At 66.3% G+C, this 11286-nt stretch carries 11 protein-coding genes; 3 read left to right on the top strand and 8 right to left on the bottom strand.

The features are described from left to right. From RBR29_RS07475 to RBR29_RS07455, 5 genes are all read right to left on the bottom strand, one after another. Positions 1-718, bottom strand: a 718-nt coding sequence (locus RBR29_RS07475) for a LysR substrate-binding domain-containing protein (protein WP_320348342.1), incomplete at its 3' end; no start/stop codon positions are given. An 11-nt stretch (positions 719-729) separates the two neighbouring features. Continuing rightward, positions 730-2766: an ATP-dependent DNA helicase RecG gene (recG, locus tag RBR29_RS07470; RefSeq protein ID WP_320348344.1), complete on the bottom strand. Its 2037-nt coding sequence runs from the start codon at positions 2764-2766 to the stop codon at positions 730-732. A 61-nt stretch (positions 2767-2827) separates the two neighbouring features. Continuing rightward, positions 2828-3214: a Rid family detoxifying hydrolase gene (locus RBR29_RS07465; protein WP_320348340.1), complete on the bottom strand. Its 387-nt coding sequence runs from the start codon at positions 3212-3214 to the stop codon at positions 2828-2830. A gap of 92 nt (positions 3215-3306) precedes the next feature. Then, a complete protein-coding gene (locus RBR29_RS07460; protein ID WP_320348339.1) occupies positions 3307-4083 on the bottom strand; it encodes a ferredoxin--NADP reductase in 777 nt (258 codons plus the stop codon). A gap of 24 nt (positions 4084-4107) precedes the next feature. Further along, positions 4108-4311: a hypothetical protein gene (locus RBR29_RS07455; RefSeq protein ID WP_320348338.1), complete on the bottom strand. Its 204-nt coding sequence runs from the start codon at positions 4309-4311 to the stop codon at positions 4108-4110. 96 nt (positions 4312-4407) lie between these two features. Between RBR29_RS07455 and RBR29_RS07450 the strand changes: the two genes are divergently transcribed. From RBR29_RS07450 to RBR29_RS07440, 3 genes are read left to right on the top strand one after another with little or no spacing between them, the layout of a single operon-like run. Continuing rightward, entirely contained in the window at positions 4408-5379 is a 972-nt protein-coding gene (locus tag RBR29_RS07450; protein ID WP_320348343.1) for a Fe(3+) ABC transporter substrate-binding protein, read from the top strand. 9 nt (positions 5380-5388) lie between these two features. After that, the gene (locus tag RBR29_RS07445; RefSeq protein WP_320348337.1) at positions 5389-7038 is read left to right on the top strand and encodes an iron ABC transporter permease; all 1650 of its coding nucleotides are present in this window, start codon (positions 5389-5391) and stop codon (positions 7036-7038) included. Between the two features lie 8 nt (positions 7039-7046). Continuing rightward, positions 7047-7829, top strand: a complete 783-nt coding sequence (locus tag RBR29_RS07440; RefSeq protein WP_320348336.1) for an ABC transporter ATP-binding protein — start codon at positions 7047-7049, stop codon at positions 7827-7829. Here the strand turns inward: RBR29_RS07440 and ntrC are convergent. From ntrC to glnA, 3 genes are all read right to left on the bottom strand, one after another. Next, positions 7815-9407, bottom strand: coding sequence for a nitrogen regulation protein NR(I) (gene ntrC, locus RBR29_RS07435; protein ID WP_320348335.1), 1593 nt, complete (start codon positions 9405-9407; stop codon positions 7815-7817). The two genes, RBR29_RS07440 and ntrC, sit on opposite strands and share 15 nt — an antisense overlap. Positions 9408-9420: 13 nt before the next feature. After that, positions 9421-10422, bottom strand: a complete 1002-nt coding sequence (locus tag RBR29_RS07430) for a histidine kinase dimerization/phospho-acceptor domain-containing protein (protein ID WP_320348334.1) — start codon at positions 10420-10422, stop codon at positions 9421-9423. Further along, positions 10423-11286: type I glutamate--ammonia ligase (gene glnA, locus RBR29_RS07425; protein WP_320348333.1), on the bottom strand; the 864-nt coding region annotated here is incomplete at its 5' end.

Below are 11286 nucleotides of genomic sequence, written 5' to 3'. Positions count from 1 at the left end.
CGGCGGCCACCATATGGCGGATGGTCTCCAGCGATGAGCCTTCGAAGGTGCGCTGGATGCCTTCGCTGGAAGCCGAAAAGCGCGACAGTTCCGGGCACACCTCCAGTACCTGATCACGGAAACAGTGGCCAGCGCCCAGCAGCAGCATGGTTTCTTCCTTGAGTCGCCCGGCATCGATCTGTGACTCTTGCGCCCAGGGATGATTGTGCGGCAGGGCCACATAAAAAGGTTCATCGTACAGGGCACACTGCGACAGCCCCGAATCCGGCAGCGGCAAGGCGACGATCGCGCAATCGACCTCGCCCTGGCGCAGCAATTCCAGCAGCCGTGCCGTATAGTTTTCCTGAAGCAGCAGCGGCATCTGGGGCGTGCGGCGGATCTGTTCGGGGACCAGATAGGGCAACAGGTAAGGTCCCACGGTGTAGATCACCCCGACCCGCAGCGGACCTTCCAACGGATCGTGCCCCTGGCGGGCGATCTCACGCAGATTCGCGCCCTCTTCCAGGACTTTCTGGGCTTGAGCGACGACCCGCAGCCCGATGGGCGTGATGCCGACTTCGGCGCCACCGCGCTCGAACAGCACCACACCCAATTCTTCTTCCAGTTTGCGAATGGCCACGGACAGCGTGGGCTGGCTGACGAAACAGGCTTCCGCCGCCCGTCCGAAATGGCGTTCCCGCGCCACGGCAACGATGTATTTCAGTTCAGTCAGCGTCATGAGGGCTCCTTTCAGCTGCGCAGGTATTGATCGGCACCCGCCATCCAGCGCTGCCGATGGGCGCGGGCGTGCTCGGGAAAATCGGCCGACAGCCAGGCCGCAGCCTCGCGCGCCTGTTCCAGCAAATCTTCGTCGGAATCCAGATCGGCAAAGCGCAGCAGGGCCTGCCCGGACTGCCGCAGGCCCAACAGTTCCCCCGGCCCCCGCTGGGCCAGGTCGCGCCGTGCGATCTCGAAACCATCCGTCGTCTCGTACATGGCCCGCAGGCGTTCCCGGGCGATGGCCGACAGGGGCGGCTGGTACAGCAGGACGCAGGTCGCCTCGCCACCTCCCCGCCCGACCCGGCCACGCAGCTGATGCAGTTGCGCCAGGCCAAAGCGCTCGGCGTGCTCGATCACCATCAGGCCCGCATTGGGCACATCGACACCGACCTCGATGACGGTCGTGGCAACCAGCAGATCGGTCTTTCCGGCCCGGAACGCATCCATCACCTCGGATTTTTCGCGGGCCGGCAAACGGCCATGCATCAGGCCGACCCGCAGGTCCGGCAGGGCCGCGCACAGCAGTTCATGGGTATCGACGGCGGTCTGCAGTTGCAGCGCCTCGCTTTCCTCGACCAGGGGACAGACCCAGTAGGCCTGGCGTCCGGCGCGCACGGCCTCGCCCACGCGGGCCAGAACCTCGTCGCGACGCCGATCGTCGAACAGGCGCGTGCGCACCGGCACCCGGCCCGGCGGCAGTTCGTCCAGCACCGACACATCCATATCGGCGAAGAAGGCCATTGCCAGGGTGCGCGGGATGGGCGTCGCGCTCATGCTGAGCTGATGCGGGCGATAGCGGGCATGGTCACCCTTGCGGTTCAGCGCCAGGCGCTGGCCTACGCCGAAACGATGCTGTTCGTCGCTGATCACCAATCCCAGGGATTCGAATTCCACCTTGTCCTGGATCAGGGCCTGGGTGCCGACTGCCAGCCGGGCTGCGCCGGTGGCCATGGCGTTCAGCGCCTTGCGGCGTTCGGCCGCCGGCAGGCCGCCCGTCAACCAGACTGGCGTGACACCCAGCGGCATCAGCCATTCAGACAGTTTGCGCCAGAGCTGTTCGGCCAGGATTTCCGTCGGGGCCATGACCGCCACCTGGGCGCCGGCCTCGATGGCCTGGGCCGCCGCCAACGCTGCCACCAGGGTCTTGCCGCTGCCCACATCGCCCTGCAACAGACGATGCATAGGATGCGTGCGCGCCAGGTCGGCACTGATCTGCGCCACGGCCCGGGCCTGGGCCCCGGTAGGCTTGAATGGCAATCCGGCCAACAGGCGATCTGTCAGGCTGCCATCCCCTTGCAGGCTGCGCGCAGCCTGGGCGCGCCGCGCCGCGCGGGCATCGGCCAGGGCCAGCTGCTGCGCCAGCAATTCGTCGAACTTGATGCGCCGCCAAGCGGGATGGCTGTGTTCGGCCAGCGCTGCCAGAGAAATGTCCGGCCCTGGATGGTGCAGCAGGCGCAGGGACGGTTCGAAATCGGCCAGCCGATAGGCGGTTCGTACAGCAGCCGGCAGCGTATCGCCCAGATCGGCCTCGTCCAGGGCACGGGCAATCGCCTTGCGCAAGGCGGCCTGGGACAGCCCCTGGGTGGTGGGATAGACCGGCGTCAGGGTATCGGGCAGCGGCGTGCCCGGTTCGGTCACCAGCGGATGGACGATTTCCAGGCCATGGAAGCCCGCCCGGACCTCGCCCCGCGCACGGATGCGCCGCCCGGCATGCAGGCGGGCCTGCTGCCCCGGATAGACATGCAGCCAGCGCAACCCCAGGCGGCCAGAATCATCGGCCAGCGTGGCCTGCAGCGTTCGCCGCGGCGAGAAGCGGATCTCGCTGTCGGTAATCTCGCCTTCGAACAGGGCATGGACACCGGGCCGGGCTTCGCCGATGGGCGTGATCCGGGTCTCGTCCTCGTAGCGCAACGGCAGGTGTGTGACGAAATCGGCCGGCGTGCGCAGGCCCAGCCGCTCGAACAGGCGGGCCTGCTGGCTGCCCGCCGGCTTTCGTGCGCCGGGCACCGCTTGGCGCGGCTTTTCAGCCGGATTCACGGCGTACTGCCTGGCAGATGACGGTAAGAGGTCAGAGCGCCAGAATGGCTTCGACTTCGAACTGGGCGCCTTTGGGCAGGCTGGCGACCCCGAGGGTCGAGCGCGCCGGATAGGGCTGGGGGATGATTTCAGCCATGATGGCATTGGCACTGGCGAATTTGCTGAGATCCGTCAGGAACAGGGTGAGCTTGACGATGTCGTTCAGCGTGCCACCCGCCGCCTCGATGACCGCCTGCATATTGGCGAAGGATTGGCGCACCTGGCCTTCGAAGTTTTCCGATACCAGTTCGCCGGTGCCGGGTTCCAGGCCGATCTGGCCTGACAGGAATACCAGTTTTCCAGCCGGCACGCTGACCGCCTGGGAATAAGGGCCGACGGCAGCCGGGGCGGCATCGGTGTGGATGATTGCCTTGCTCATGATGGGCACTCAGTTCAGTGTGGTTTGAAAGACTATCAGAGTGTACCGATCAATAGCCAGAAATAAAAGCTGCGTGGTGCCCGCCACCCAGCTTATTTTTCGGCAAACGCGCGTTCGTAGACGTAATCGCCCGGTTCGCCGACACCGGGCGAAACGACGAAGCCACGCGCATCCAGCATGGCGCGGATATCGGTCAGCATGGCCGGACTGCCACAGATCATGGCGCGGTCGACGGCTGGGTCCAGCGGCGGCATGCCGATGTCTTCGAACAATTTGCCGGTTTCGACCAAGGTCGTCAGCCGGCCCTGGTGTTCGTAGGGTTCGCGCGTCACGGTGGGGTAGTAGATCAGCTTTTCGCGCACCATTTCGCCCAGGTATTCGTCCTGGGGAAGTTCGTGGCGAATGTAGTCGGAATAGGCCAGTTCGCTGACGAAGCGCACCCCGTGCATCAGGATGATTTTTTCGAAACGATCATAGACCTCGGGGTCCTTGATGATGCTGAGAAACGGCGCCAGGCCCGTGCCGGTGGCAAACAGATACAGACGGCGGCCCGGCCGCAGGTCATCGGTCACCAGCGTGCCGACCGGCTTGCGGCTGATCAGCACGGAATCGCCCGGTTGCAAGTGTTGCAGGCGCGACGTGAGCGGGCCATTGGGCACCTTGATGCTGAAGAATTCCAGGTTGTCCTCGTGGTTGGCGCTGGCGATGCTGTAGGCCCGCATCAACGGTTTGCCTTCGACTTCCAGGCCCAGCATCACGAAATGGCCGTTGTGGAACCGCAAACCGGGATCACGGGTGGTCTTGAAGGAAAACAGCGTATCGTTCCAGTGACGCACGCTGAGGACTTGCTCGGAATGGAAAGCGGCCATGACGAAAGTCGGACTCCAGGTATTTCAGGGATCTGTGAAGAATGTTACGGCGATGATCGGGAAACTCAAGGCCGGCCCCTTCTCGTGGCAAGGGTTTTCTTGATTTTGCGCAAGATTGAACGCGATACCTGGCGGATATCCTGGATCGCGCCGCATTTTATCGCGTTCAGCTTGCTTTGATCTGACCGCAATGATAAATTGCATATCCGTTTTGATAACCATTCTCATTTTTCATTCCTGCATACGAGCACCTTCATGCCGACCCGCACCCCCGCCCTGCCCTTCATCCGACGCCTGTCCCTGCTGGCCGCCGCCCTGCCGCTGATGGCAGGCGCCGCCGTGGCAGCAGAAGTCAATCTGTACACCACCCGCGAACCCAAGCTCGTGGAACCGCTGATTGCGGCCTTCACCCAGGACACCGGCGTCAAGGTCAACACGGTCTTCGTCAAGGACGGCCTACTCGAACGGGTACGCGCCGAAGGCGCGCAATCGCCCGCCGACGTGCTGATGACCGTGGACATCGGCAATCTGCTGGATCTGGTGGACGGGGACATCACCCAGCCGATCGATTCGGCGGTGCTGCAGGCCGCCATCCCGGCCAACCTGCGCGCGGCTGACGGCCAATGGTTCGCCCTGTCCCTGCGTGACCGGGTGGCCTACGTCGCCAAGGACCTGGACATCCAGTCCTTTCACTACGAGGATCTGGCCGACCCGCGCTGGAAAGGCAAAGTCTGCATCCGTTCCGGCCAGCACCCCTACAACACTGCACTGATTGCCGCCCTGATCGCCCACGATGGCGCCGAGGCGACCGAACAATGGCTGCGCGGCGTAAAAGCCAATCTGGCCCGGCCCGCCACAGGCGGGGACCGCGATGTGGCGCGCGACATCCTGGGCGGGATCTGCGATATCGGCATCGCCAATGCCTACTACGCCGGCCATATGAAAAACGCCGCCGAAGGCAGCGACGCCCGCCGCTGGGGCGATGCCATCCGCGTCATCCGGCCCACCTTCAAAAACGCGCCCGGCACCCACGTCAATGTCTCGGGCGCCGCCGTGGCACGCCACGCGCCGCACCGCGCCGAAGCCATCCAATTGCTGGAATACCTGGTCTCGGACAAGGCGCAAGGCCTCTATGCGCAGGCCAACTACGAATACCCCGTCAAGGCCGGCGTGACCCTGGATCCGACCGTGGCAAGTTTCGGGCCGCTGACCATCGATGCCCTGCCGCTGACCGAGATTGCCCGCTACCGGAAACAGGCCAGCGAACTGGTCGATCGCGCCGGCCTGAACCAATAAGGCCTCTCCATGACCAGCAGCAGGCTCCAGTCCTGGCCCTGGCATGCCGGAACGGCGCTGGCGGCGCTCGGCGTGCTGGCGCCGATCCTGGCCCTGGTGGGCCAGGCCGGCCAGGGCTCGGGGGCTCACTGGGGCCACCTGCTGCAATTCGTCCTGCCGGACGTACTGGCCCAGACCCTGGGCCTGCTGGCTGGCGTGGGCCTGCTGGCGGCTGCCCTGGGCGTGGGGGCCGCCTGGCTGGTCACGGCCTATGATTTCCCTGGCCGCAAGGCCCTGTCCTGGGCACTGTTGCTGCCATTGGCCGTACCGACCTACATCGTGGCCTACGCCTATCTGGACATCCTGCACCCCATCGGTCCGCTCCAGGAAGCCATTCGCGCCCTGCTGGGCTATTCCAGTCCGCGCGAATTCCGCCTGCCCGATCCGCGCAGCCTGCCAGGGGCCATCGTGCTGCTGGCCTTTGTGCTGTATCCCTACGTTTACTTGACCACCCGCAGCCTGTTCGCCAGCCAGGCGGCGCACCTGATGGAGGCCGCCCGGCTGCTTGGTTACGGCCCCTGGGGCGCCTTCCGGCGCGTCGCTCTGCCACTGGCCCGGCCCGCGATCGCCGTCGGCCTGTGCCTGGTGCTGCTGGAAACCCTGAACGACATCGGCGCATCGGAATTCCTGGGCGTCCAGACCCTGACCGTCGCTATCTACACGACCTGGATCACCCGCTCCGACCTGGCCGGAGCCGCCCAGATCGCGCTGGTCGCCCTGGCGCTGGTCACGGCCCTGATCACGATCGAACGCTACAGCCGGCGGCGGCTGCGCTATACCGGCAATCGTCGCGCAGCACCCATCCGCCCGCAACGGCTCAGCGGGCTGGCGGGCTGGCTGGCCACCCTGCTGGGCCTGACGCCCATCGTGATCGGTTTCGTTGCACCGGCCACCTATCTGCTGGCGCTCACCCTGGAACGCCTGGGCGCCGGCCAGGGGCCCTCGTCCGCCCTGCTGCGGGCCGCTGGACAGACGCTGGGGGTCTCGGCCCTGGCCACGGTCATCGCCCTGGGCCTGGGCCTGGCCATCGCCTGGAGCCGCCGCATCCTGCCCCGGGCACGCGCCTGGCAGCTCGCCCTGTCCCGGCTGACGACCCTGGGCTATGCGGTGCCCGGCACGGTCCTGGCCATCGGCCTGCTGTTTCCCCTGATGGCGATCGAACATGGTCTGGCGGCACTGCGCGCAGCAACCGGCCTGGACCCCGCAGGCCTGGTGCTGCTGGGCACCCCAGCCGCCCTGGCACTGGCCTATGTCATCCGTTTCCTGACCATCCCCGTCGGCACCCTGGAAGCCGGCCTGGATCGGATTCCTCCCTCCATGGATCAGGCAGCGCGCCTGCTGGGCGAAAACGTGCACGGCATGCTGCGGCGCGTTCACCTGCCCCTGCTGCGCCCGGCCCTGGCCGCCTCGGCGCTGCTGGTGTTCGTGGATGCGATGAAAGAACTGCCGGCCACGCTGCTGCTGCGGCCCCTGAATTTCGACACGCTGGCGACCTGGCTGTATGCCGAGGCCGCGCGCGGCACTTACGAAGAAGGCGCCATCGCCGCCCTGGGCATCGTGGCCGCCGGCCTGCTGCCCGTCATCCTGCTGGCCCGCCTGATGGACCGGCCAGCCTCTTGAGACCCGATATGCTGGAACTGGACCGAATTTCCCTGAGCTACGCCGCCGACGGCGGCCGGCGCACCGTCCTGCGTGAACTCGACTTGCACCTGGAACGCGGGCAGATTGCCTGTCTGCTGGGGGCTTCGGGCTGCGGCAAGACCAGCGTGCTGCGGGCCATTGCCGGCTTCGAACCGCTGGACAGCGGCACGATCCGGCTGGATGGCCGGCTGCTGTCGGGCACCGGTTTTCGCGTCGAGCCCGAACAGCGCCGCGTGGGCATGATGTTCCAGGACTATGCGCTGTTTCCTCACCTGGACGTAGCGGCCAATGTCGGCTTCGGCCTGCGCCGCCTGGATGCGTCCGAACGCCGGCGGCGCGTGCGCGACCTGCTGGACCTGGTGGGTCTGACGGGACAGGAAACACGCCGCCCGCATGAACTGTCCGGCGGCCAGCAGCAGCGGGTGGCGCTGGCCCGCGCCCTGGCGCCCGAGCCCGATCTGCTGCTGCTCGACGAACCCTTTTCCAACCTGGATGTGGATGCCCGCGAACGGCTGGCGTTCGAACTGCGCGACCTGCTCAAGGCGGCCGACCGCACCGCGCTGCTGGTCACGCACAACCAGGCCGAAGCCTTTGCCGTCGCCGACCGGATCGGCATCCTGAAAGCAGGTCGGCTGGCCCAATGGGACACGCCCTACGGCATGCACCACCATCCTGCCACGCCGGAAATCGCGGCTTTCATCCACCGCGAGGCCCTGATGAGCCGCCGCGCACAGGCCTGCCTGCGCGGCGCCCCCTCAGTGGCGGCCTGAATTCCCGGACTCGTCCACGGCTTCGTCTTCACCAGGCGCATCCAAGCCCAGTTCCCGGCATTTGCGGGTCAAGGTATTGCGGCCGATCCCCAGGCGCAAGGCGGCTTCGCCTCGTCGGCCACCGGCCTGCCGCAGGCCCGCTTTCAGCAGCACCCGTTCAAAATCCCGCAGCATCGTGTCCATCACGCAGGGTTCACGGCGCACCAGCCGGTCGCGCGCTTCGGCTTCCAGGCCGGCGCGCCAGTCCGGGCGCAGCGGGGACGCAGCCGATTGCGCAGGCGGCACGACGGCCTTGGCATCCACCGTGGCGCACAGCGCCGCATCCGGGCCGGGCCCAAGGCCGGACACGGGCATCATGGCCACTGCAGAGCCCAGAATTTCGGGCGGCAAGTCCTCGATGCCGACTTCCGCGCTGGGCGCCATGACCGTCAGCCACTGGCAAACGTTTTCCAATTGGCGAATATTGCCGGGATAGTCGAAACGGCGCAGCGCTTCCAGCGCCGCCGGGTCGGGCCGGCGCACCGGCACGCCGAGTTCCGCCGCGCTGCGCGCCAGAAAATGCCGCGCCAGGGATTCGATGTCCTCGCGGCGTTCCCGCAGGGGCGGCAGGCGCAGGCGGATGACGTTCAGGCGGTGAAACAGATCCGCGCGAAACAGCCCGGCCTGCACCCGCGCTTCCAAAGGCTGGTGGGTCGCCGCCACGATGCGCACATCCGCCTGGACAGGCCGCGATCCCCCCACCCGGTAGAAAGCGCCCTCGGCCAGCACCCGCAGCAGGCGGGTCTGCAGTTCGGCCGGCATGTCGCCGATCTCGTCCAGAAACAAGGTGCCGCCATCGGCCTCTTCGAAACGTCCCCGGCGCGACTGGACCGCGCCGGTGAACGCGCCGCGTTCATGGCCGAACAATTCGGCCTCCAGCAGGTCGCGCGGGATGGCCGCCGCATTCACGGCCACGAACGGGCCAGCGGCACGGCGGCTGTGCCGATGCAGCGCCCGGGCCACCAGTTCCTTGCCGGTCCCGGATTCCCCGGTGATGAGCACGGTGGCACCCGACTGGGACAGGCGGCCGATGGCGCGAAACACATCCTGCATGGCCGGGGACTGCGAAGGCGCCATTTCCGCCTCGCCGAGCACGGGACAGGCTTCGGCTTCGGCCTGGGATTCCCGAGCGACGCCGGCCCCAGGCCGGGATGGCGCTGCCGACTGGGCCGCCCGCGCGATCAGGTCGACGGCCGCCTGGATATCGAACGGCTTGGCCAGGTAATCGAACGCGCCCTGTTCGAAAGCCGCCACGGTCGTATCCAGATCCGTATAGGCCGTCATCATGATGACGGGCAGGTTTGGCAGGCGCGCGCGCACGGTCGCCAGGACGCTCAGGCCATCGGGCCCGGGCATGCGGATATCGGAGACCAGCACCGCCGGCGCCTGCGAGTCCTGATCGTTCTCCAGGGCATCGAGCGCCTTTTTCAGCGTCGTGCCATCGGCAAAACTGCGGACCGGCCAACCCGCCTTGTCCAGCGCTTTTTCCAGTACCCAGCGCATGCCGGGTTCATCATCCAGAATCCAGATCGTATTCATGCGCCCCCCTGCTTCATGCGATTTCCAGCGGCAACAGCAGGCGAAACTCGGTGTGCCCCGGAATCGAGTCGAATTCCAGCAGCCCGCCCTGCCGCTGCAGGCATTCCTGGGCCAGGCTCAGGCCCAGGCCGGTGCCCTGCGCCCGGCCCGTCACCAGGGGATGGAACAGCTTGTCGCGCAAGGTCTCGGGCACGCCAGGGCCGTTGTCGAGGACGGCGATCCGCAGCCCCATGCGGTGCTGACCGTCGGCCAGAACCGGCTGATGCAGGATGCGGGTGCTGAAGCGGAGCACGGGATCGACCGTTTCCGGGGCTTCGACCAGCGCCTGTGCGCCATTGCGCGCCACATTCAGCAGTGCCTGCAGCAATGGATCACGGTCGGCACGCATATCGGGCACGGAGGCATCGTAGTCGCGTTCCAGCTGGATCCGTTCACCGAATTCCAGCCGGATCAAGGACAGGACCCGTTCGCACACCTCGTGGACATTGAATACGCTGGGCACCACAGGCGACTGGCTGGGCGAAGCCAGCCGGGCCACCAGACCGGCCAGGCGGTCGGCCTCGGCCACGATCACCTGGGTGTATTCGCGCAGATCGTCGCGCGGCAGTTCCATTTCCAGCAACTGGGCGGCTGCCCGCAGGCCCGCCAAAGGATTGCGGACCTCGTGGGCCAGGTTGCGCAGGCTTTCGCGCTGCGCTTCCTGGTTGCCCCGGGCCTGCCGCAGATCATCCAGATGGGCGCCCTGGTGCACGGGGATTTCGATCAGCCAGGCCCAGGGCTGCCCATGCAGCGGCGTTTTCAGGACGCTGTCGCGCCCGTCCAGCCAGGGCTGCGCGGGCTGCCCCAGCAATTGCCGGCGGGATTGGCCCAGCAATTCCTCCGCCGCGCCATTGGCATGGCGGATGCGGCAGGATTCATCCAGCAGCAGGACCGCCGTGCGCAACAGATCGAGCGCATCCAGGCCGTTTTTCAGCGGCCATGAAGATGACAGGCCAGAGGCGCCGCGCAAAGACATTTACAAGGTGTAGTACATGTCGAATTCGACCGGATGCGGAGTCACGCGCAGACGATCGATTTCGTTGGACTTCAGGTCCAGGTAGGCATCCAGCAGGTCATTGCTGAACACCCCGCCGCGCGTCAGGAATTCACGATCGCGGTCCAGAGCTTCCAGCGCCTGGTCCAGCGACGAGCACACCGTCGGGATCTTGGCGTCTTCCTCGGGCGGCAGATCGTACAGGTTCTTGTCGGCCGGATCGCCTGGGTGGATCTTGTTCTGGACGCCATCCAGGCCAGCCATCATCAGGGCCGAGAACGCCAGGTACGGGTTGGCCAGGGGGTCCGGGAAACGGGTTTCGACCCGGCGTGCCTTGGGGTTGCTGACGTAGGGGATGCGGATCGAGGCCGAACGGTTGCGTGCGGAATACGCCAGCTTGACCGGAGCCTCGTAGTGCGGCACCAGGCGCTTGTAGGAATTCGTGCCCGGATTGGTGATGGCGTTCAGGGCGCGGGCGTGATGGATGACGCCGCCGATGTAGTACAGGGCGAATTCCGACAGGCCACCATAACCGTTGCCGGCGAACAGGTTCTGGCCGTCCTTCCAGATGGACTGGTGCACGTGCATGCCCGAGCCATTGTCACCCACGACCGGCTTGGGCATGAAAGTCGCCGTCTTGCCATAGACATGGGCCACGTTGCGGATCACGTATTTCATGATCTGGGTCCAATCGGCGCGCTGCACCAGCGTGGAAAAGCGGGTGCCGATTTCCAGCTGGCCGCAGTTGGCGACTTCGTGGTGATGGACCTCGACGGGCACGCCCATCTGTTCCATCAGCAGGCACATTTCCGAACGCATGTCGGCAAAGGAATCGATCGGCGGCAC

The organism is Castellaniella sp., from assembly GCF_034007085.1.
In the GTDB taxonomy this organism is placed as follows: domain Bacteria; phylum Pseudomonadota; class Gammaproteobacteria; order Burkholderiales; family Burkholderiaceae_B; genus Castellaniella.
Note: the sequence above shows the minus strand (reverse complement) of the source record. Positions and strands in the feature narration are given on the sequence as shown.